The sequence below is a fragment of the Paraliomyxa miuraensis genome (assembly GCF_026337845.1).
Lineage (GTDB): Bacteria > Myxococcota_A > Polyangia > Nannocystales > Nannocystaceae > Paraliomyxa > Paraliomyxa miuraensis.
Window position 1 is genome coordinate 111,222 of sequence record NZ_JAOVZF010000157.1, and the last position, 23,123, is coordinate 134,344.

13 protein-coding genes are annotated in these 23,123 nt (G+C 70.2%); 5 read left to right on the forward strand and 8 right to left on the reverse strand.

The genetic code is table 11. The features are described 5' to 3' along the window. Positions 1-67: 67 nt before the first annotated feature. Genes OEB96_RS27860 through OEB96_RS27885 form a run of 6 tightly spaced genes read right to left on the reverse strand, consistent with a single transcriptional unit; the run spans position 68 to position 7,565 of the window. A complete protein-coding gene (locus OEB96_RS27860; protein ID WP_266219798.1) occupies positions 68-1,096 on the reverse strand; it encodes a PA14 domain-containing protein in 1,029 nt (342 codons plus the stop codon). Further along, entirely contained in the window at positions 1,093-2,958 is a 1,866-nt protein-coding gene (locus OEB96_RS27865) for an ArnT family glycosyltransferase (protein ID WP_266219799.1), read from the reverse strand. The genes OEB96_RS27860 and OEB96_RS27865 overlap by 4 nt, the downstream gene beginning before the upstream one ends. Beyond that, positions 2,955-3,557, reverse strand: coding sequence for a class I SAM-dependent methyltransferase (locus OEB96_RS27870; protein ID WP_266219800.1), 603 nt, complete (start codon positions 3,555-3,557; stop codon positions 2,955-2,957). The genes OEB96_RS27865 and OEB96_RS27870 overlap by 4 nt, the downstream gene beginning before the upstream one ends. A 14-nt stretch (positions 3,558-3,571) precedes the next feature. After that, positions 3,572-4,552, reverse strand: a complete 981-nt coding sequence (locus OEB96_RS27875; RefSeq protein WP_266219801.1) for a PA14 domain-containing protein — start codon at positions 4,550-4,552, stop codon at positions 3,572-3,574. Next, positions 4,549-6,456 (reverse strand): ArnT family glycosyltransferase, encoded by a 1,908-nt coding sequence (locus tag OEB96_RS27880; protein ID WP_266219802.1) that lies wholly within the window; start codon positions 6,454-6,456, stop codon positions 4,549-4,551. Before OEB96_RS27880 ends, OEB96_RS27875 begins: the two co-directional genes overlap by 4 nt. A 14-nt stretch (positions 6,457-6,470) precedes the next feature. Beyond that, positions 6,471-7,565 (reverse strand): glycosyltransferase family 2 protein, encoded by a 1,095-nt coding sequence (locus tag OEB96_RS27885; protein ID WP_266219803.1) that lies wholly within the window; start codon positions 7,563-7,565, stop codon positions 6,471-6,473. Positions 7,566-7,935: 370 nt separating this feature from the next. Here OEB96_RS27885 and OEB96_RS27890 point away from each other — a divergent pair, with 370 nt between their 5' ends. The 3 genes from OEB96_RS27890 to OEB96_RS27900 all read left to right on the forward strand — a co-directional run bounded on the left by OEB96_RS27890 (position 7,936) and on the right by OEB96_RS27900 (position 12,144). After that, positions 7,936-10,017: a DUF2079 domain-containing protein gene (locus OEB96_RS27890; protein ID WP_266219804.1), complete on the forward strand. Its 2,082-nt coding sequence runs from the start codon at positions 7,936-7,938 to the stop codon at positions 10,015-10,017. A gap of 2 nt (positions 10,018-10,019) precedes the next feature. Next, on the forward strand, positions 10,020-10,943 hold the full coding sequence (locus OEB96_RS27895; RefSeq protein ID WP_266219805.1) for a PA14 domain-containing protein: 924 nt from the start codon (positions 10,020-10,022) through the stop codon (positions 10,941-10,943). A 214-nt stretch (positions 10,944-11,157) separates the two neighbouring features. Further along, positions 11,158-12,144, forward strand: coding sequence for an Rpn family recombination-promoting nuclease/putative transposase (locus tag OEB96_RS27900; RefSeq protein WP_266219806.1), 987 nt, complete (start codon positions 11,158-11,160; stop codon positions 12,142-12,144). A 2-nt stretch (positions 12,145-12,146) separates the two neighbouring features. Here the strand turns inward: OEB96_RS27900 and OEB96_RS27905 are convergent, their stop codons facing one another. After that, a complete protein-coding gene (locus tag OEB96_RS27905; RefSeq protein WP_266219807.1) occupies positions 12,147-14,114 on the reverse strand; it encodes an ATP-binding protein in 1,968 nt (655 codons plus the stop codon). 162 nt (positions 14,115-14,276) lie between these two features. Next, on the reverse strand, positions 14,277-15,146 hold the full coding sequence (locus OEB96_RS27910) for a decaprenyl-phosphate phosphoribosyltransferase (RefSeq protein WP_266219808.1): 870 nt from the start codon (positions 15,144-15,146) through the stop codon (positions 14,277-14,279). 54 nt (positions 15,147-15,200) lie between these two features. Between OEB96_RS27910 and OEB96_RS27915 the strand changes: the two genes are divergently transcribed. Next, positions 15,201-19,070, forward strand: a complete 3,870-nt coding sequence (locus OEB96_RS27915; RefSeq protein WP_266219809.1) for a DUF3857 domain-containing protein — start codon at positions 15,201-15,203, stop codon at positions 19,068-19,070. Further along, positions 19,067-22,942: a hypothetical protein gene (locus tag OEB96_RS27920; RefSeq protein ID WP_266219810.1), complete on the forward strand. Its 3,876-nt coding sequence runs from the start codon at positions 19,067-19,069 to the stop codon at positions 22,940-22,942. Before OEB96_RS27915 ends, OEB96_RS27920 begins: the two co-directional genes overlap by 4 nt. Positions 22,943-23,123 lie beyond the last annotated feature (181 nt).

Consider the following 23,123-nt stretch of genomic DNA (forward strand, 5'->3'; position numbering starts at 1 on the left):
GGAAGAGTAGGGCCGGGTCGAGCGAACGTCGCGACGGCCCGACGCGACGGCCCGACGTGACGGGGGTTCACTCGTCGGTGGAGTCCACCTTCGAGCCCACTCCCGAGCCCACTCTAGAGCAGGGATCGGCGGCCTCGAGATCGTCACCCGGGTAGTGCAAGAGCCGAACCGGAAGCGACTCGGGGAGCTCGCCCCGCAAGGAAGCCAACAGCTCGACCGAGGCCGCGTGACGGTCGTCGAAGTAGTCGATGCGCACGTGGTGCATGCCGGCCTCGAGCGGAACCTCGGCCCCGCGCGAGCGCTCGCCATGCCGCCCCCAGTTGTCGACCACGACCCGTCCGTCGATCGTCAGCCGCGACCCGTCGTCGGACACGAGCTGGAACGAGATCTCGAGCGCCTCGGGAAGCTCCATGCAGGTATCCCAGCGGATCGAGAATCCGTCATTGGGCAGCTCGGAGAACGGGCTCTGGCGCTTCCAGTCGAAGTGGACGTCGCCGTCACGCCGCACGATGGGCTCGCCTTGGAAGTCGGGGGAGCCGAAGTACTGGCCGCGCCAGGGACCTTCGCGAAAGTCGGGGACGGTCACGACCAAGCCCACGACCACCGGGATGGCCACGAGGATCCCCATCAGGGTGCGACGCACGAGGCGACGGCGTTGCTCGAGCCGTCGCCCGGGGGCAAAGCGAGCATCGGCGGCGGTGGCCACCGCCGTGCACAAGGCCCGGGACAGGGTCATCAGCACGCCGTCGGCGATCGCCGCGTCGTCGTCGGTCTCGAGCGCGCGGAGGGCATCGGTGACGGCCTGCGGTGAGCCCAGCCATGGCAGCGCGCTGGTGTCGATGGTGGCAGCAGGCTCGGGTCGGGCGATCCCAGCCGCACGGGCCAGGGCCGAGAACCCTTGCCGCAGGTGATCGGCGGCCGTCCAGGGGGGAACGGAGGGATCATCGAGCAGCGACGCCGCGGCCAGGGCATGGGCCTCGGCGGCGGCGAAGCCCTCGGCCTCGGTCGCGGTGACGGGCATCGAGCCCGAAGGGGTCTGCCGCGCGGCCGGATGCTCGTCCGACGGCGGGCCCAACGTGGTCCCTGGCTGGCTCATGGCTCGTCGGCCTCCTCGGAGCGCTTGGTCTCCCGAGCGGGGCCGGCCTGCCGGCGGGCGTTGCCCAAGCGGCGCGGCCGGGGACGTCGCGTCTTCGGCTCGTCCTCGTCCGTGTCGTCCTCTCCGCCCTCGTCCTCGTCCTCGGCCACCGGATCGCCTCGCAGGTCGCGAATGGTGAGCAGCATGGTGCCCATGCGCTCGACTCGCAGCAATTCGGGGCGCCGTTCATAGCGGAGGTGGCAATCGGCACGGGTGTAGCCCAGGTAGAACTGGGCGCCCTCGGAGGCATTCTTGGCCCAGGCGAAGTTCCCATGCACGTACTCTCGGGCGATGAAGTCGGGGATGCAGCCGGTCACCAGGTAGCGCGTGTCGAGGAAGCGCTGGGGATCGGTGCGCCACAGCTGCTCGGCCAGGGCGGCAAAGCCCTCCTTGTAGGAGTTGCCGTAGTAGTCGGTGTCGTAGTTGCCGTAGGCACCGGGCAGGCCTCCGATGATCTCGTTGAAGTAGACGTACTGGTGGGGGTGGAGCTCGTGCATCGCCCGGACCTGCCGAACGATCATGGTGCTCGCTCCGAGCGCGAGCATCACGAGCGTCACCATCACCGCGCGCGGAGCCGCTGGCCAGCGACGCGCGAGGACCCTTGGCAGCGAGACGGCACCGAGGGATGCAACGACCGCGAGCACGGGCACCAGGAACAAGAAGTGACGCAGGCCGTCGTAGAGCACCGAGCGCAGCACGATCGCATAGAGCGGGGGGATCGCGATGGCGAGCACGAGCACGCCGCCCGCCCGAGCCCGTTGATGCGGCACGGGAACCCGCGAGCGCCGTAGCCATGCTGCGCCGGCCAGCCCCACCGCAACGAGCACGAGCACGAGCACGAGCACCGGGAGCTTGAGGCCGAAGTAGTGCAGCAGGTAGTCCCAGCGCGGATCGGTGGTGAGCATCTCCTCGCCCGCGAACGGCATGGATCGCTTGTGGATGGTGAAGCGGCTCATGCGACCGAGGGCCATGAAGGGGCGACGGAGGGGGTCGAGCAGGGCCCAGGGCCACGGCATGAGCATCACCACCCACGCCCCCATCATGGCCAGCGCGGCGGGGCGTCCGAGGCGCTGCACGGTGCGAAGGCCCGCGGCCAGGCTCCCGGTGGCGCGCAGGCGCTGCCAGGCGAGCACGGCCACGATCGCGCCGAGGTAGCAAAGCAGGAGGATCCCGGCGATCCGTACGCCCATGGCCAGGCCGGCCAGGATGGCGAAGCGGATCCAGACCCGTCGCGGCACGCGGGGCAGGTGCAGCACGACCTCGCACAGCGCGTCGATGGCCCACACATAGCCGACCGCGAACGGCAGGTCCTTGGGGTTGTTGAACATGTGGCCGTAGTACACGGGGGTGGTGGCCAAGAGCGTGACCGCCATGAACCCCGCGAACGGTCCCCCCAGGCGCCGCGCCAGCCGCCAGGCGCCCAGCAGGCCCAGCACGCCGACCAGCGCGCCGAACAGGTGGATGGTGTCGAAACCCGAGAGCGGCGAGACGCGGCGGACGATGGCGCCCAGCAGATCGAACGTTCCGCCGTAGAGGAAGTCGATGCGGTAGCACAGAGCCGAGGTATCGGCGCCCAGGGTCAGAAACCACTCGAGGATGTAGTCGCCGTAGACCAGGTGCCAGGTCTCGTCCCAGGTGATGCCGTAGTCGCGGAAGGTGAGCAGGACGACGGCGATCACGGCGGCGATCACGGCGGCCGAGGCAAGATCGAGGACCAGGCCGATCCGCCCGCCCTTGGCTCCGGATGCGTGCATCGACCCCCACGGGGGATCGAGGGAGGGGTGCAGGGCAGGGCCCAGCGAGGCGGACCGGGACCGGCTCATGAGCCACGACGCTGGGCGAGCACCATGGTCCATGGGGCGACGAGCGGCGCCTCGAGGATCTCGAAGTGCGGCTCGATGAAGCGGAAGAAGCCGCGGCGGCTCCAGTGATTGACGTGCTCGGGATCGTTGCCGAAGGCGCGCACGTGCTTGCCCCTGGCCATGTTGAGGCCGCGGAACATGGGCTCCCAGGGGACCGAGAGCAGCAGGTGGCGCCGCGTGAGCCGGTCGAGGATCGGCAGCATCTGCGCGGGATCGGGGATGTGCTCGAGCACCTCGAGCATCATGACCAGATCGAACGTGCGTCCGTCGTCGGCCAGCTCGCGGGCGTCGCGAGCCTCGAGCTCCGCGCGCGCGCCCAGGCGCGTGCGTGCGTCTTCGATGGCGGGCTCGGAGAAGTCGACCCCGTGCAGCGCGGCGGTGACACCCCCGCGGCTGAGTGCGTCGAGCATGTAGCCCTCGCCGCAGCCCACCTCGAGGATGCTGCGCGGCGCGACGCCCTGGACCAGCCGGATGGCCCGGGACTTGAAGTGGTGGATCAGCGCGCGCTGGATCGGGTTGCGGCTCTCGTGCTTCTGCTTGTTGCCGTAGTCCTTCGACACTGGAGCACCTCCGCTCAGCGCTTGCCCTCGCAGGGATTGGCGTCGTCCGGGAATTCCATGCCCGGGAACTCCAGTATGCGGGACGGGATGGGGCTTGGTGGCTCGTCCTCGTCGAACGAGGCCGTCACGTGGATCGATGCGTCGTACTTGAACTCGAAGTACTCGATCCGCAGGTGGTGCACCCCGGCCGACAGCGGGATGCGCTTGCCCTTGGCGGTGGGGCGGTGCTTCTCCCAGTTGTCGACGATGATCTTGCCGTCGAGGATGATCCGCGCGCCATCGTCGGAGACCACCTGGAACGCGGCGTCGACCTCCTCGTCGATGACCAGACAGGTGTCCCAGCGCGCGCCGAAGCGGTCGGAGGGGATCGAGTCGGTGGGGGGGTCCTTCTCCCAGTCGAAGTCCACGTCGACGTCGCGGCGAACGTCGGGGCGGCCCTCGAACTTCTCGGTGGGGTAGTAGGCGCCGCGCCACGAGCCGACGTCCTCGGCCTGCCAGGGACGCAGGGCGAGCAGGATGAAGGCGGTGACGCCCCCGACCCAGGCGGCGGTCCGCAAGCCCCAGCGCATCGCGAGCTGGGCCTTGGGGGGACGGCCGAGCTGCTGCAGGCGCAGGGCCTCCACCAGCCGACCGAGCGTACGCAGGTGGGACACGAGCGCGGGGGTAGACGGAATGGTGGGGGGGGGCTCGGTCTCGCCCCAGGGCTCGGGATCGCGGGGGTGCCGACAGACTGCGACGAGGGTGCGGTGGACCCGTTGGCGCTCCTTGTCGGGGATCAAGGGCAGGTGCTCGGCGCTCAGCCATGACGAGAGATCCTCCCCGGCATCGTCCGGGGGGAGCTGTTCACGGCTGAGCCACGCGACCGTCTGCCATGCGCGCCGCAGGTGCGGCATCGCAGTGACGGGGTCGCAGTCGGGATCGGCGATCAAGGTATAGGCGCTGCGCAGCTCCGCCGCGGCTGCATCGAGCACCCTGGCGTGGTCGGGCTTGGTCATGGCGAGTCCTCTGCGGGCTCTGGGTCGTCGGCCGAGGCGTCATCGGCCGGTCCTGCTTCGTCGTCGACCGCTGCGGCGTCGTCGGCTGGCGCGGCGTCGTCGGCGTCCGCGGCGTCGTTGCCGGGTCGTGCCATCGATGGCTTGGGCTCGGTGGCATCGTCGTCGGCCGCGCCCGCCGTGGCGCTCGCACCACTCGGGCTCGACGGGGTTCGTGTCGGGGTTCGCGGCGCGGGCTTGGAGGGCTTGGCGCGGCTGGGCTTGGTCTTGCGAGTGATCCGCCTGCGGACGTCGCGAACCACGTTGAGCACGGCGTCGTCGCGCGTCAGGGTGGCGACCACCGGACTGTCGCTATGGCGCAGGTGGCAGTTCTGCCGGGTGTAGCCGAGCCAGAAGTCGTACTCGCCCTTCTTGCCCTTGCGATACTCGAAGTTGGGCGGCAGCCGCCGCATGATGCGCTGCTTGCCGCCGCATCCGGCCACCCGGTACATCGAGTTGAGGTACTCGTCGGGGTGCTCCTTCCACAGCTCGCGGGCGAGCAGCGCGGCCGCGTCTCCGTAGGTCTCGGCGTAGTAGTCGGTGTCGTACTGACCCACGGCGCCCTTCACCCCGCCGATGAAGCGGTTGAAGTAGACGTACTCGTGGGGGTGCAGCCGGGCCATGGTGGCGTACTGATCGGCACAGAGCACGGCCACCACCGCGCCAGCGCCCACCGCCCCCGGGGTGCCGAAACGCCGGACCACCCGGTCGATGATCGCGTTGGCCAGCCACGCGGTCGCGGCGACCATCACCGGCACCTCGAACAGGAAGTGCCGCAGGCCGTCGTAGAGCACGGACTCCTTGTGGACGGCGTAGAGCCAGGGAAACCACAGCGAGAACAACAGCGTGCCGAGCACGAGGTTGTCGGTGAAGCACCGCACCCGACGTGCTCGATGGAGCAGCAGCCCCACGCCCACGACCGTGCCCACCACGAACAGCACGATCACGAACTCGGGCATCTTGAGCCCGAAGTAGTGCGGCATGTAGCGCCAGTCGACGTCGAAGTTGGAGACCAGCTCGCCGGCGAACGGCATCTTGCGGTGGTGGTCCATGAATTGCGACATGCGCCGGACGGCGGCCAGCGGTCGCTTGATGGGGTCGTACAGGGCCCACGGCCACCACACCAGCATCACCACCCACGCCCCGGCGACCACGCCGATGCCGGTGAGGGCCAGGCGGCGGCCATAGCGGTAGGTGGCCTCGGCGTCGCGTCGCAGCCAGCCGTGGTAGAGCACCCAGACCCCGATGGCGGCGCCGAGGTAGCAGACCAGCAGCATGCCGCCGATCCGCACGCTCATGGCCAGACCGATGGCGATCGCCAGCTTGATGGCCAGGCTCCGGGGCACCCGCGGGAACGTGCGGATGGCCTGGAGCAGGAACCCCATGCCCCACACGTAGCCGACGGCAAACGGAAGGTCCTTGGGGTTGTTGGCCATGTGGCCCCAGTAGACCGAGGTGGCGCCGAGGAACAGCGCGGCCAGCAATCCCGCGCGAGGTCCACCGAGCACGCGGCCCAGCCTCCACGTGCCCCACAGCCCCGCGACGCCGACCAGCGTGCCCAGCAGGTGGATGGCATCGTTGCGATCGAGCGGCTTGGCCAGGCGGCGGAACAGCGCGCCGCTGAGGTCGAAGCCACCGCCGTAGAGATAGTCGATGCGGAAGGTGACGGCGGTCTGGTCCTCGAACCCCGAGCCGTAGAACGCGAGGATGTGCTCGCCATAGTCGAGGTGGTAGTTCTCGTCCCACGTGATGCCGTAGTCCTGCCAGGTGAGCAGGGCCACCAGCGTCATCACCAGCAGGGCGAGCACGGCCAGCCCGTCGTAGAGGCGGTCGTAGCGGCCAATGGTTCGCGGGAACTCGGGGGTCATGGTGGAGCCCTGGGTCAGGCGTTGGCCACCTCGGAGCCAGGGGCGGACCCTATTGTTTCGGGGGGCGTTTCGGGCGCGTTGGAGATCGCGGGGGTCGAAGGAGCCTTGGACGGAACGGGCTCGGTGGCGCGCGCGGAGGGACGCGAGGGGACGTCATCCTCGCCGCAGCCGCGGGTGCTCTTGATCGAGAACACCTCCTGCGGGGTGATGGTGGTGCGCACGAGGAGCTCGCTGACGAGCCCGATCCCGATGAACTGGATGGCGGCGAGGGTGAGCAGCACCCCCAGGGTGAGCAGCGGCCGGTTGCCGATCGACTCGCCCAGGAACCATAGGATGCTGAGGTAGACCAAGAGCAGCAGCCCCACGCCGCCGCTGCCGGCCCCGAGCACCCCGAAGAAGTGCAGGGGCCGCGTGCGGTAGCGGGTGACCATGAGCACGGTGAGCAGGTCGAGGAAGCCATCGAAGAAGCGGCCGACCCCGAACTTGGACACGCCGTGCTGGCGGGCCCGGTGTTGGACGACCAGCTGTTCGACCACGAAGCCCTTCCAGCCGGCGAGCACGGGCAGGAAGCGGTGGAAGCCGCCGTAGACCGACAGCTCGCGGATGCACTCGATCCGGTAGGCCTTGAACCCGCAGTTGAAGTCCATCAGCTGCACGCCGCTGACGCGCCGGACCACCCAGTTGAAGACCTTGGACGGGGCCGTCTTGCCCAGCGGATCGTGGCGGCGCTTCTTCCAGCCCGAGACCAGGTCGGCCCCGGCCTCGATGCGCTCGACGAACTCGGGGATCATCGCGGGGTCGTCCTGCAGATCGGCATCGAGGGTGAGCACGATGCGGCCACGGACGCGCTCGAAGGCGGCGTTGAGGGCAGGGGACTTGCCGAAGTTCTTGCGGAAGTGGACGACGCGCACGTGCTGAGGGTCGCGGTCGGCGAGCTGCTCGAGCTTGTCGGTGCTGCCGTCGGTGCTGCCGTCGTTGACGAACAGGATCTCGTAGGAGCGCCCGAGGGTGCGCAGGCCCTCGGTCAGCTGGTGGTGCATCTGCTCGAGCGAGTCGACCTCGTTGAAGACGGGGACGACGGCCGAGATCTCGGGTGTGGGCGACTCCACGGCCGGGGAGCCTACCCCAGGGCCAGGGCTGCGTCGAAAGCGGTTCGGGACGACCGATGCTCGTCCACCATGGCTCGCTCGCGCGGTGAGGGCGGGGGCGGATTCGACGTCGGAGTTTTCGCACGCACCCGGTGTCGGCGCAGGAGCGCCCACGGGCCGTTCGTCGGCCCTTCCGGCAGACATCGTCGCCTTCGCCTGCTGGCTAGCCGACGGTCCCGGATCGAGGTAGTAGATGCGCTCCATGGCTTCACAGACCGAGGGCCCCCAAGACCAAGGGTCGGCTTCGCCCGCCCCCTCGGGGGAGGCCGAATCCCAGGGCCGTCCCTCCCAAGGCCGTCCCAAGAGCCCCACGAGCCGCCCCACGGGTTGGGTGGACGCGTTCGTGGAGCGCGTGGTGGCGGGCTTTTGGTCCTGGGGCTTGGTCGCGTTGCTGGTGGTGATCTCGCCAGGGCTGGCCATGTGGCCGCTGGCCCATCCCGATGATCGCGACTACGTCATCGCCAACGATCTCGATGCCGACCAGCGGGTGGCGATCATCAAGACGATGCTGCTGCTGGCTCTGCCGATGGCGCTCTGCTACCTCGGCTTCCACCTGGTGCGGCTGCGTCGGGGTGGGCGGCCGAGCCTGGGGGACAGCGCGCGAAGGCTCAACCGCTTCGCGTTCGTGATCATGGTCGCGCCGCTGCTGGCCGTGCTCGCGCACCGGGGGATCGAGGAGAAGCACGAGTTCCTCACGCTCGTGGTCATCGGGGTCTGCACCGGGATCCTGGGCGTGTTCACCCACCGCGTGCTGGGGCTGCGGACGCCCAAGAGCGTGCCCGAGCTCATCCGCTGGCGCTGGCTGCCGCCGCTCTGCGCGATGGGGTTGGCGGTGTTCTACGCGCTCTACGCGTCGCACCTGGCGCTGCTCGATCACCGCAACCTGGGGACCCACGTCTACGACCTGGGGATCTACGACAACGTCTTTTGGCGCACGGTCAACGGCGACTTCCTAGGCTGCTCCTACTGCAAGACGGGCAAGCACGTCTCGGCGCACTTCGACCCGATCATCGCGGTGTTCTCGCCCCTCTACATGCTCAGCCCGAGGGCCGAGACGCTCTTGGTGCTGCAGTCGGTGTGGTTGGCCACCGCGGCCGCGCCGCTCTACCTGCTGGCCACGCGCAGGCTCGGCAACCCCTGGTTCGGGGTGCTGCTGGTCGCGCTCTACGTGCTCTATCCGGCGCTGCACGGCGTCAACCTGTTCGACTTCCACTCGCTGACGATGGTGGTGCCCAGCCTGACCTGGGCGATCTACTTCATCGACGTGGGCGCGCGCTGGCGCTACTGGCTGGTGCTGGTGCTCATGCTGCTGACGCGCGAGGACATGTCGCTGCTGGCGTGCTTCGTGGGCGCCTACGCGGTGCTGCAGCGCCGGCCGTGGACGGGGGTGGCCACGGTGGTGGTGGCGCTGTCCTACCTGGCCTTCGTCAAGCTCGAGATGATGAACGACTCGGGCCTGATGATGGCGGGGGGCAAGGACAGCATGTCCTACGTGTTCTTCTACGAGGACATGATCCCGCACGAGTCCGAGGGGCTCAAGGGACTCATCATCTCGTTGGTGACCAACCCGGGGTTCGTGCTCAAGGTGCTGCTGATGGAGCAGAAGGTCTTCTTCGCGCTGGCGCTCCTGGGGCCGCTCTTGTTCCTGCCGTTCATTGCGGGGCGCAAGACCGTGATCATGGTCTATGGGCTCATCTTCTTGGGCCTGGCCAGCCGGCGGCACGTGTACTCGCTGCACTTCCAGTACTCGTCGGTGCTGTTCCCCGTGCTGCTGGCGAGCCTGCCCGACGCGATCGCAAGGGCCTCGGAGGCACGGGTGGTGCGGGCGCTGGGGATTTCGTCGCGGCGGCTCTCGTGGACGCTGATGTGGACGTGCCTGCTGGCGACGGCGCTGACCAGCATCAAGTTCGGGGCGTTCGTCCCCAACGACTCGTTCAAGGCCGGCTGGAATTCGATCGTTCGCAACCCCAAGCAAGAGCATCGCGATCGCTACGAGAAGGTCAAGGAGCTGGCGGCCAGCATCCCGCCCGATGCACCGGTGTCGAGCACCAGCGGGCTGGGGCCGCACATCTCGAACCGGCGTGACGTGTACAAGTGGCCCGCCTATCGCGAGGCCGACTACCTGCTGCTGCACTCGAGCAAGTTCGACAAGAAGGACAAGCGACGGCTCGAGCGCCTGGTCAAGCGGGGCGAGTATCGTCGCATCGATGGCGGCCTGGGCATCGAGCTGTTCGAGAAGGTCCCCGAGGAGGAGCGCAAGGCGATCCAGAAGGCCGATCGCGACGCCCGGGGCAAGCGCAAGCGCAGCGCCGAGGAGATCGAGCAGGAGCGGCTCGACGACGAGGATCTCGAGGCCGACATCCGGCGGCGGCCCGACGAGCTCGACGGCGATCGCAGCGAAGGAGGAGAGTGATCATGGCACCGCTCGATTCCACGTCCAGCACGGCACCGGCGTGGCAGGCCGCGCTCGGCGAGGTGCGTCGCGCCGGGCAGCGGATGTCGGAGGCCGAGGCGGACGATCCGGCGGCGCTGGCCGAGGTGGCCGCGCACCTGCGAAGGGCCTGGGGATTGCTCGGCGTGGAGCTGCTGGGCTCGGCCGACGATGACGCCGCAGTGGCGGCGCTGGCCGAGCGAATCCATGCGCCAACGCTGGCCGGCGAGGAGCTGGCGCGAAGGCTGGTGTTCGCCGAGCCCGATGGTGACGAGGCCACGCGGCTGCTGCGGACGCCCGGGCTTGCACAGGGCCTGCGGCTCGAGCTCGGAGCGCTGCGGCGGGCGGCCGACGAGTTCGCGGCCCGCCGCGACGGATCGGCCATCACCGGCATGGGCCTGCTGTTCGCGGTGACGACGCTGCTCGCGTTCGCGCCGCTCATCGGTGACATCGGGGGCACGGTGACCGCACCGTGGAGGGGTCTCTACTACGACAACGAGCGCTTCGAAGGGGATCCGCGGGAGCGCTTCGATCGCACGATCGAGTTCGACTTTGGCAAGGACTCGCCGATCCGCGGGGTTGGCGTCGATGCGTTCTCGATCCGATGGGACACCTGCATCGCGATCGAGGAGGACACCAAGGTGCGCTTCGAACTCGCGTCCGACGACGGCTCGCGGCTCTACATCGACGGTGAGCGCATCATCGACAATTGGGGCGACCACGGCACGGAGACGCGCAACGGCTCGGCCACGCTCGAGGCCGGCTCGCACCACATGATGATCGAGTACTACGAGGCGCGACACGGGGCCAACATTGCCCTGCGGGCCTCGTTCGACTCGGACAAGCTCGAGACGATCCCGGTGGACATGCTGACGGCGCCGCTCGACGGCGATGATCCGTGCCCGTAGTAGGGCAGAGAGAGCCCTGGCACGAAGGGGACTTCGGAGCGGGTCGTGGCCAACCGGTTGGCCACGACCCGACCAAGACTCCCAGTCTCTGACCACGACTGTCGTTGCCACCGCTTGGCAGCATTCGAACGGAAGAGATCGTGAGTGGCCAACGGGTTGGCCAAGCGTGCAGACGAATGAGCGCCAAGTGCTTGATCGCCGGTGACCGTGGACCGTGCACGATTCTCGCACTGGGCCGGCGGCGATGTCGTGCGACGAGTGGAAGCGAGATCGTCCGCACGATCTGCTGTTTCGCTACGTGTTCTCGCAGGTGAGGCATGCGCGAGGGGCGTTGCGTCACCTGGTGGGCAAGGGGGTGGCCGAGCACCTCGACTGGTCGACGCTGAGGCACGAGCCAGGTGCCTACGTCGAGGAGCACCTGCGCGACTCGTACAGCGATCTTCCATTCTCGATCGAGCTTCGCGACGAGCCGGGCCAGATCGGTGCGATCATCGTATGGGAGCACGTTCGCAAGCCTCGGCGGCTGATGCCGCTGCACCTGCTCAACTACGGCGGGCGGGCGCTCCGAGACCATGCCCGCGGCCGCCATGCAGTACCCGGGCGATTGCCACAGCTGATCCCCGTCGTGCTCCATCAGGGCTCGGGACGATGGCCTGGTCCGCGGCGTCTCACCGAACTGCATGGCAAGGCTGGGCGACGGTCGCCGCTGCCGACGTTCGTGGATCTACGCATGATCGTGCACGAGCTTCGGCATGACTCGATACCACCCCACGAGATCACCTCGGTGGCCCGCACGGCGCTACGCCTGTTGTGGTTGGTTTCGTCGGGCGGCATGACGATTCGGAACGCGCGGCGAGTTGCGCGGTGGGTCAAAGAGGTCCACGACGATGGAACAGCCGAACGCGATGATCTGCACGCGCTGCTGGAATACATCTACCGCACGAAGGAGAACGAGGGCATGCTCGAAGCCATCATGGAGCACGTGGACCGGGAGTTGCGTACGGAGTTCGTCAGCGTGGCCGACAAGCTCGAGGCGCGGGGGAAGGCAGGGCTCGTCTTGCGGCAGCTTGGGCAGCGCTTCGGCGGGCTGCCACCGTGGGTCGAGCTGCGCGTACGTTCGGGCTCGCTCGATGAACTCGATGCCTGGGGCTCGCGGCTGCTCGAAGCCAGTACGCTCGGCGAGGTCTTCGGCGACGCGTAGGGTCAGCTCGGAGCGGGGGCCGGCAGCTCCACGGTGACAGTGCTTCCGCGGCCGACCTCGCCCTGCGCATCGAGGGCGGCGCCAAGGGCTCGGGCCAGGCGGCGGGCGACCCACAGACCAACGCCACTGTCGCCGACGGGCTCCTCGCCTTGGGTGGAGATCCGCGAGGCCTGACGGGCGGTGAGACCGATGCCGGTGTCGGCAATGGCGAGTCGGATGCGGTCACCGTCGCGGCTGATGCGGACCTCGACCTTGCCGCGGCGGGTGAACTTGCAGGCGTTGTCGACGAGGTGCTCGAGCAGGCGACGAAGCATGGCGGGATCGGTCTGCACCTCGAGTTCGGTCTCGAGAGCGGCGTCGGCAACGACGGTGACCGGGCGCTCCGGGTCGTGGTCCTGCGCGTCGACCAGTTCCTGGACCAGGGAGGTCAGTACCACCCGACGGGGCTTGGGGCGTAGCGTGCCGTCGGCATTGGCGAGGGCGGCCAGATCGAGCGCGGTACCCTGCAGCTGCGCGCTCACCCGGCGCAGGTTGCCGCGAGGGGCGAGCTCGGTGGCCTCGTCGATTGCCGCTCGGGCGCCATCGAGGACGGCGTGGGCACGAGCGACCGCCTCGGTCCGCGCCTTGGCGACCGCTTCGGCGAGGTCACGCGCATGGTCGCTGCGCGCGCGAGCGTCGTGCTCGGCGCGGACGGCCTGGCGCATCTGCTCGGCCAGGCGCTCCACGCTGGTCGCGAGCACCCCCAGCTCGTCGTCGCGAGGCAGGCGCAGCGGCTCGGTGGGCTCACCATCGGCAAGGCGGCGGGCGTGAGCGGCGAGATCGACGATCTGGCGGGAGAACCGGCGAATGAGCAGGGCGATCACCAGGGCCACCCCGAATGCGACGAGGCCCGAGCGCAAGAGGGCCGACTCGGCGATCTCGTGCAGGGGCCCGCGGAAGTCGGCCGCGGGCTCGCCCAGCAGCACGTAGCCATAGGGCTCGTCGCCGCTGGACATCACGGGGGCGTAGCCGACCATGGTGGGGATCGGCGTCTGCCCGAAGGCGCTGGGGAACGCATGCTCCGCCGCCCCGCTGCGCCGCTGCTGGAGCGCGGTCCACAGCGGGTCCAGCGGCAGGGGGTCCTGCACGCGATCGAGGTAGTGCTCGCCCTCGCGGGTGCCATAGCGGCGGGTCTGCTCGAACAGGGTCTGGAAGCGTGCCACCGAGGCCAGCGGGTGGAACTGCAGGCTCTGCGGGTCCTCGGTGTCGCGCAGGGTACCGGTCCAGGCATCGCTGACGACCACTCCGAAGCGGTCCACGAGCATGGCGCTTCCGCTGGTGCGCGCGAGATCGGCGACGACCTCGTGCAGCGCTCCGCTTTGGACCTTGAGCACGACTACGCCCACGACGGCGTCGTCGCGCAGCACGGGGGCGGACACGAAGATGCCCGTGCCGGGGCTCGTGGCGTTCTTGAGCACGTCGGAGACGAACGGGGCGCGGTTCTCGAGGGCCGCCTGGAAGTAGGGGCGATAGTCGTAGGGGCGGCCGACCATCTCGGGCTTGGTGGCGCGCTCGCTGGTGGCGATGCACACGCCCGCCGGATCGAGCAGGTAGACGTTCTCGAACCACGGGTTGGCGCGACGGAGGCTGACGAGGAGCGCGTAGATCTCGGGGTGGCGGGCATCCCAGGCGCGGGCCTGCGCCTGCGGGGTGGGGGCATCGGAGAGATCGGGAACGGCCGCGAGGATGGTGGGGTTTTGGGCCACCAGCTCCACGTAGGCCCGCAGGCGGCCCACGCGTTCCTCGAGGCGGCGGGCGGCGGCGGCGGAGCTGCGCTGCAGCGACTGGGTCTCGCGAACGAACGACTGGGACTCGACCTCGCGCGCGTTGAGATAGGCCGCGAGCAGGGTGGGGATCACCGCGAGCAGCAGGACGGTGGTCGCGAGCTTGAGCGACAGGGGCCAGTCACGGATGGGGCGCAGACGAGGCACGGGGAGGGGTCGAGGGTAGCGCTGGTGCGGGAAGGGGGGAATGGGCGTGGGCGAGCGGCCGGTGCTCGAAGCAGGGCCAGATGAGGTTGCCAGGACTCGGGCCGCACGCTGGCGGTGGTCTTGCCGCGGGTGCTCCTGGTGATCGCCGGAGCCGGCACCGGATCACCCCCAGTACAGGATCGCCCCGGTCTCCACCACGTAGCCGAGGATCGCGGCCATGAACAGCGGGTCGCGCAGCATGGCGTCGGTGGGGCTCTCGGCGTCCTTGCGGGTGGTCGCCAGTCGGATGAAGCGCACGATCGCCACCGCCGGCAGCGGCACCGTGTAGATGAGCGACGCGGTGCCGAACTGCTCCACCGTGTGGGGGCTGAGCGTGTACGCGGCGTAGGTGAGCACGACCGCCGCCGAGAGCACGTAGAGGATCCAGCGCAGGCTCTGGGGGTGATACCCCGCCAGCGCCGCCCGCTGCTTGCCGGCATCGACCGCGGTGGCCAGCTCGTGCGCCCGCTTGCCGAACCCGAGGAAGAGCGCGAGCAGGAACGTGCAGCCGAGCAGCCACGGCGACGCCACCACCTCGATCGCGAACGCCCCCGCGAGCACGCGCAGGATGAAGAACAGCGCGATGAGCAGCACGTCGAGGTAGGCCACGTGCTTGAAGCGAAAGCTGTAGCCCACGTTCAGCACGAAGTAGCTCGACAGCACCGCGCAAAACCACGGCTGGAGCACGAACGCCAGGGTCACGCACAGGGGCACGGCCACGGCCAGGAACCCCTTGGCCGCCGCCATGGGCAGCGCCCCGGACGCGATCGGGCGCAGCCGCTTCTTGGGATGCTCGCGGTCGGCCTCCACGTCGACGAGGTCGTTGAGGACGTAGACGCAGCCCGAGATCAGCGAGAACAGACCCACCGCGGCGGCGGTGCGAAGCACGCTTTGGGGGTCGAGCAGGCGCAATGAAAAGAACAACGGGGCGGCGACGAAGGAGTTCTTGACCCACTGTTTCGGCCGCAGCGTCTTGATAAGCGCAAGGAGCACGGTATGTCCCGGGACTATGGCATGGGGCGGTTCGATGTTCCATGATCCGCGCCCATGAGCGCCTCGCCCCCTGGCGATCTCCGTCCGTCACGCTGGTGTTGGTCGTGCTTGCCCCGCTCGCACCGGACGGCCTCGGGCTGGTGGCTCGGGCTGGCGCTCTTGCTGCCGCTTTCGCCCGTACCGGTCGCCGCCGCCGCCCCTTCGCCCACCCGTGCGATCCCCGAGGTCCTCGGACGGGCCGAGGCCGATCATCGATCCCCCGGTCGCTGGGCCCGCGAGCTGCAGCGCCGCAAGACGGTGCTGGCCAAGCACCGCGGTCGGGACCCCGCGGCGGTGCTCGCCCTGGTGGGCCTGCTGCCCGAGCTCGAGGGCGAGCTGCCCCCCGGCGCGCTCGAGTCGTTCGTGGACGAGGTCGCGGACGACCGCGGCCGTCACCCCTTGGTCCGCAGCTATGCCGGCTACTTGCGCGCGCGTCTCTACGAAGAGCAGGGCCGCCTCGACGACGCCGAAGCGCGGCTGCTCGACGAGGGCTACCTGGTGCGCTGGCAGATCGCGGGTCCGTTCGACAACGCCGGACGCAAGGGCGAGACCGAGGCCTACGCGCCGCAGCTCGAGCCGTTTTCGATCTCCCAGGTGATGGAGGGCAAGCTGCCGGGTGAGCCGCTGTCGTGGCGGCACTACGACTACGAGGGCATCCCCCGAGCGGGGTACGTCTCGCTCGACGACCTGCTGCGCCCCAACGAGGACGTCACCGGCTATGCCACCTGCTGGGTCCACGTGGACGACTCGACCGAGGCGGTGCTGCACCTGGGGACGGGCGGGCCCTACCGCGCCTGGGTGGGGACCGACGAGGTCGGTCATGGCGATGCGTACCGTGCTCCGCACCCGCTACAAGACGCCCATCCGATCTCGCTGCGAGCGGGCTGGAACCGGGTGCTCGTCAAGACCAGCGCCCAGTCGGGCATGTGGGGGTTCTACGCGCGCCTGAGCCTGCGCTCGGGGGCGCCGATTCCCGGCCTGCGCACCACCGCCGAGCCCACCGAGGGCGCCCCGCTACAGGCCCCGGGAGCCACGAGCGGCTCGCCCACCACCGCCGCCGACACGCTGTCGCTGCGGGGCCTGCTCGAGCGACGCCATCCGGGCCGCGACCCCGCGGCCAAGCGCCCCGGCTCGGCGGAGGCAGGGCTGGAGCTGGTCGAGCTATACCGCTGGATCCACCCGTTCGATCGCGACGACCGCTCGCTGGTCGAGCTCGCCGAGCGGGTCGACGAGCGGGTCGAGTCGACGCGCTCGGCATGGCTACGGTCGGTGGTCGATCGCGATCAGAACACCAGCCGCCGCGCGCTCGATTCCGCAGTGGAGCGCGCCCGCGCCGAGGGGCCGGACGGGGCGGCCGTGCTGGCCCAGCTGCTGCTCGAGGTCGCGTGGCGCGAGCGCTCGCTCGGGCTCGAGCGCCAGTTCCGAGCCCTGGTCGACGAGGCCAGCGCCGTTGCTCCCGACGACCCCCTGATCGCGCTGGCCCTGTGCGATCGCCTCGCCGAGGACGGCTACCCCTGGCTGGCCGTGGCCGAGCTGCGTCGGCTGATCGAGCGCTTCCCCAGCTCGAGCACGCTGCGCCGCGACCTGGCGGCTCGCTTGCGCGGACAGGGGCGCACCGACGAGGCCCTAGCCACGCTGGCCGCGCTGGCCCGTGACCGGGGGGCCGCCGAGGGCCTGGCCGCCGCTCGGGTCGATGCGCTGCTGGATCTCGGACGGGCCGACGAGGCGGCCGCGGTGGCCCGCGCCGCGGCCGAGGCCACCCCCGGGGTGCCCGAGGCGCACGCGCGACTGGCCGAGGTCGAGCTGGCCCGGGGGGACATCGGGGCGGCTCGCATCGCGCTGGGGCAGGCGATCGCGCTGGCGCCCCAGGCCGCCGATCTGCACGCATCGATGGGGAGCCTGCTGCTGCGCAGCGGCAGCACGCCTGGCGCCATCGCGGCCTTCGAGCGCTCGCTGCAGCTGATGCCGCAGCAGCCCGAGCTCCGGGACCTGCTCGCCAGCCTCGACGACAGTCGCACCGACGACCTGATGGCCCGCTACGACGTGGACCTGAAGGCGCTGGGGGCCGAGGTCACCCCCAAGGGGTGGAAGGGCAAGGACGCGGGCGTGCTGCACCACCGGGTGGTGGTGCGAGTGCTCCCCAATGGTCTGACCGAGCGCCTCGACCACCGCATCATCCGCGTGCTCGACGACCGAGGGATCCGCAGCCAGGCCGTGCAGGGGGTGGCGTTCGATCCCGCCGAGAGCACGGTGGAGGTGCGTCGGGCTCGGGTGCACCGCAAGGACGGCACCATCGAGGAGCTCGGCGACACGCAGATCTACGGGCTCGCCTCGGCCGGCTACCGCATGTACTACGACCAGCGTCAGATCGTGGTGTCGTTCCCGGGCCTGCGGGTGGGTGACACGCTCGAGGTCGCGTTCCTGCGGCGGGACGTGGCGGCGCGCAACATGTTCGACGAGTACTACGGTGACCTGATGCCGCTGCAGGGCGACGAGCCCATCCGGCACGTGGAGTACGTGCTCGAGGCCCCCAGCGACAAGCCGCTCTACTTCAACCGCAAGGTCGAGCAGACGCAGAGCAAGGACGGCAAGGCGACCACGTACCGGGTGGTGGCGAAGAACGTGCCGGGGATCAAGCCCGAGGGCGCGATGCCGGGCTGGACCGAGGTGGCGCAGTTCCTCCACGTGAGCACCTATCGCTCGTGGGACGACGTGGGGCGCTGGTACTGGAACCTGGTGCGCGAGCAGCTGGTGGTCGACGATGCGATCCGCAAGGGGGTCCAGCAGGCGCTGGCCGATCTGCCCCCCAACGCGGACGAGCGCGCCAAGGTCGACGCGATCTACGAGCACGTGGTCCGCAACACCCGCTACGTGGGGCTGGAGTTCGGGATCCACGGCTACAAGCCGTATCGCACCACCGACGTCTACAGCCGCCGCTTCGGCGACTGCAAGGACAAGGCGAGCCTGCTCAAGGTGATGCTGGCCGAGATCGGCATCGACAGCCACCTGGTGCTGGTGCGAACCCGCGACCTGGGCACGCTGCCGCAGGCGCCGGCCAGCCTCGCCGCCTTCAACCACGCCATCACCTACGTGCCCTCGCTCGACCTGTTCCTCGACGGCACCGCCGAGTGGTCGGGTCCGGGCGAGCTGCCCTCGGGCGATCAAGGCGCCACCGTCTTGGTGGTCGAGGACGGCAAGGGGGCGAAGTTCCGCACGATTCCGATGAGCGGGGCCGACGACAACGGCCGCCGCACCGAGCAGCACGTGACGCTGCGGGCCGATGGCACCGCGAGCATCGATCACACCATCACCGTGTGGGGGGGCGGGGCGTCGTCGGTGCGCTTTCGCTTCCAGTCGCCCGAGCAGCGCAAGGAGCGGCTGACCTCGGTGTTCGGCGACGTGTTCCCCGGAGTGGAGGTCCGTGACGTGAAGGCCCCGGGGCTCGACGACATCCTGCAGCCGGCGACGCTCTCGGCGACGCTGAGGGTGCCCACGTGGTCGACCAAGGAAGGTGCGGCCGAGGACCCGCGGCTTCGCTTCCAGGTGCTGGGTCGCGACTCGCGGCTGGCCGCGGCCATGGCTGGCACGACCGAGCGCGAGCACGACCTCGTGCTCGATCTGCCATCGACCGAGGAGTACCGGGTGCGCTACGCCCTGCCGCCCGGCCACCGGTTCTCTCGCTTGCCCGAGGGCAAGTCGATCGACTCCCCGGTGGGACGGTTCTCGCTCGAGGTCGAGCCCACCGACGAAGGCGTCGAGGTCCGCAGCCGGCTGCTGCTGCCCAAGCCTCGCATCACCCCGGCGGAGTACGACGCCTTCCGCCAATTCCTCCGCCAGGTCGACGCCAGCCTCGAGCAGAGCTTCGAGATCACCCCCGCCCGATGATGCACGTATCACGCCCTTCGTCCTCCGCCGCGCGTCGGCCCCTTGGGGAGCGTCGTCGCCACTCGCGCTCGTGGTCGTGGTCGTGGCCGTGGTCACGAGCCCGGGCTCGCCTGCGCGCGCTGCTGCCCACGGCATTGCTGCTCGTGGCCGCCTGCCGTGCCACCGGGACGCGACCGCCCTTCGATCCGTCCGAGCCTCAGGCAGCGGTGGAGCCGCTGCACGCCCACCTGCGTGCACATCCCGAGGACGTGGCCGCTCGCCGCGATCTGGCCCACCTGCAGTGGCTATACCTGGGCAATGCAGACGCAGCACGCCCGGTGCTCGACGAGCTGGCCTCGGCCGGCGATCCGGTGTCGCAGCTCTCGCGCCTGCTGATGGCCGAGGCCCGCGAGGAGCCCACGGTCCTGGCCCAGCTCTCGTTCGCGGCGGTGCGCGCCGCCGCGGCCACCCCCCGGGACGACTCCTCGTGGCGGCTGCGAGTGGCGGTGGCCGAGGTCGCGGCGCGCCTCTTGGCCGATCATCACGGCGAGCGACCCGACGACGACCGCGAGGTCGCGGCGCTGGTCGATGGGCTGCCCCCCCATGCGCTGCCGTTCGACGTGATGCAGCCGCTGTCGAGCCTGCGCGCAGCGATCGCCCGGCGCCGCGGCGAGCCCTATCACGCCTACTACGACGCGCAGGGATGCGTGCAGCAGTGGACGGTGGGGCCCATGCACGGCAGCCGCGGTGCGGTGGAGCTGTCCCACCTGACACCGGGCCCGCTGTCGCCCGATCCCGAGGCCGCCATGGTGCCGCTTGCGTGTGTGGTGCGGGTATGGAATCCGTCGCCGTCCCCCGGGGCCCGGCGCATGGTCACGCACGTGCGGGCCAAGGGGGGACCGGTGGTGCTCGATCTGGGTGCGGAGGAGGCCGCGCGCTTCTACCTCGATGGCCGGCTGCTGCATCGCACCGACGACAGCGAGCGCTATGGACGAGGTCGCGCCACCCTGCAGGTGTCGCTGACCGAGGGCTGGCACCGACTCGAGATCCACACCGTGATCCCGGCCGAGCGCGCGTGGGTGCTGGTGCGTGCGGTGGAGGGCGACGGGCCTCCGCTGCCTGCTTCGACCGACGAGCCCACGGTGCTCGCAGCTCCGTGGACGGGCCGACCGCGTCGCATGCGAGCGTCGTGGCCCGAAGCGGTGCCCGGCATCGAGGGCCCGATCCATGCCCCGCTGCGGGCATATCTCGCGGTCGAGGACGCGCTGGCCGACGGCGACAGCGATCGGGCCGAGCGCGAGCTTCCGGGCCTGTCCCGGGCCGAGCGCTTCGCCGAAGGCCACTGGATGCGGGCTCGCTTCGAGCGTGCCGATCCATCGCGCGGTCGCACCGTCTCGGTGTCGCGCGAGATGGAGGCGCTCGAGCGAGCCCTCGACCTCGACCCCACGCTCGACGCGGTCCACCTGCGCCTGCTCGACGTGCGCCGCGATCGCGGTGAGGAGGCCGAGGTCGAGCAGATCCTGCGCGCGCTGCCGCCGACCCGCCTCGCCGGGATCGACGGCCAGCTCATGCGATTTTCGGTGTTCCTGGCCCAGGGCAACGAGTATCTGGCCGAGCAGGCGCTGATGCGGGCGGCCTCGCTGTCGCCCGACAGCTGCAAGGTGCTCCGGGCCCAGCGATTGCTGGCCCGGGAGCGAGCCGACGTGCGCCGCGAGGACGAGATCGCGGCCGCGATGTCGGTGTGCGCAGGCAGCCTGGGTCTGCGCGCGCGGCTGGCCGAGTCGCGCGGCCGCTGGGACGAGGCGCAGGCGCTGCTGTCGACCGACCTGGAGCGCACTCCCGACGACCTCGATGCGCTCGGGCACCTCGCCCGCGTGGAGGCACTGCGTGGCGATCTCGGAGCCTCGCGGGGGCACCTGAACACCGTGCTGCGCTACAACCCGTTTCGGGTGGGCAGCCACCTCGCCCTGGCCGATCTGGCCGCGACCTCCGGCGACCTGCCGGGCGCTCGCGGAGAGCTGCGGGAGGCGCTCGCCAAGATCCCGCAGAGCAACGCCTTGTGGCGCTCGGCGGCCGATCTGGGGATCGCCGACGATCTGATGACCTGGCGGATCGATGGCCTGGCCGCGCTGCGCGAGTATCGGGCCTCGGGCGCGACCTACGAGGGCGTGGGGGAGGTGCTGGTGCTCGACCGCAGCGTGGCCCGCGTCTACGACAACGGCGGCCAGCGACAGATCGTGCACATCATGGCCCACTTGCTGAGCAAGGAGGCGCTCGACGACTACGGCGAGCTCTCGATCCCCGACGCGGCCGAGCTGCTCACTCTGCGCACGATCAAGCCCGACGGTCGCTTGCTCGAGCCCGAGTCGGTGCCGGGCAAGGAGGGGGTGAGCCTGCGGCACCTCGAGATCGGCGACGTCGTCGAGTACGAGTACATCGTGGAGCAGGGCCCCGCCGGCGCCGTGCCGGGCTACGTCGACGTCTCGACGTTCCGGTTCCAGTCGGCCGACGTGCCCTATCACCGCTCCGAGCTGTTGGTCGTGCACCCGCCCTCGATTCCGCTGCGCTTCGACGAGCGCAACGGACCGCCGGTCGACCAGCCGCGCACGCTGGAGATCGACGGACGGCCCCTGACCGTGCACCACTTTCGCGCCGACGAGGTCCCGCGGCTGGGCGTCGAGCCCGGGTCGCGACCATGGCTCGAGGAGCTGCCCTCGGTGCACGTCTACACCGACCTCGATCTGCCGCGATACCTCGACGGACTCGCGGCTCAGATCCGCGACTCGCAGCGCCGCAACCCCGCCTTGCGCTCGCTGGTACGATCGCTCGTCCGTGGCCAGGCCACGCCCCGCGACCAGCTCCAGGTGCTGTGGAGCTGGGTGGTCGAGAACGTGGAGGACGCCGGTGACCTCTCCACGCCCGCCACCGCCACCCTGGCCGGGCGAACCGGCAGCCGGCTGATGCTCCTGCGAGCCATGCTGCGCGAGGCCGGGCTCCCCGCGGAGCTATGGCTGGCGCGCGATGGCTACGGTCCTCGCCCGCTGCCGGGCGGGCATCCGCTGGTCGAGACCTATGAGGCGGCCATGCTGGCGGTGACGCTGCCCGACGCCGACGAGCCGCTGATGGTGATGACGGTCTCGAAGGTGATGCCGCTGGGCTATCTCGCCCCTGGCTACCGCAAGACCGATGGCCTGCGGATCCAGCTCGAGCCGAGCGAGGGCCCCTCGGGCCCGGTGACCTTGCCCGACGTCGCCCCCGAGTACGAAGACCGGCGGCGCTACGACCTCGATCTACGGCTCGATGCCCGGGGCGCCGGTACGGTGGAAGGCACCATCACCCTTCAGGGCATGGAGGCGATCCTGTGGCGGCAGGCCCTGCGGCAGATCGATCGCGATCGCATCGAGGAGGTCTTCGAGCAAGCCGAGCTGTCGTGGCTGCCCGCGGCCTCCCTCGATCGGCTCGAGCTTCGGCACGAAGACGAGCTCACTGCGCCGCTCGAGCTGCGGTTCTCGGCGTCCACCTCGGGAGCCGGGGTCACCCAAGACGGCACCCTGGTGCTGCGGGCCACGCCGATGCCGCTCAATCCGGCGGCCCCGTTCGCCGGACTGCCGCGGCGCACCACGGGGCTCGTGATCCCCTACGCACCCAAGCTCGAGGCCGAGCTGCGGCTCCACGTCTCCGGTGCACGGCTCGACTCGGTCCCCGAACCCAGGGTCCTCGAGTCCGAGCACGGGCGCTTCGTGCGAGAGGTCGACCGAACCTCCGAGGGTCTGCTCCTGCGCGTCACATCGACCCTTCGCACGGGCGTGCTTCCCCCCGAGCACTACGAAGGTCTCACGACGTTCGCCCGGCAGGTGGAGCACGCGGTGCAGGACGTCGTACGCGCCCGCTGATCGGCGAAGGCGACGACGCTCGCGCTCGTTCCCATCCCCCTGGGCATCGCTTCGGCCGCCGCGCCGGGGATGGAGCCGCCATCGCGACCACCTCCGCACGGGTGAGCGCTCACGTCACGGTCGTGCTCGCTCGGCGCTTCGCCGCGGGCGCAGCAATCCTCGGTCATGCGCTTGGATCGCG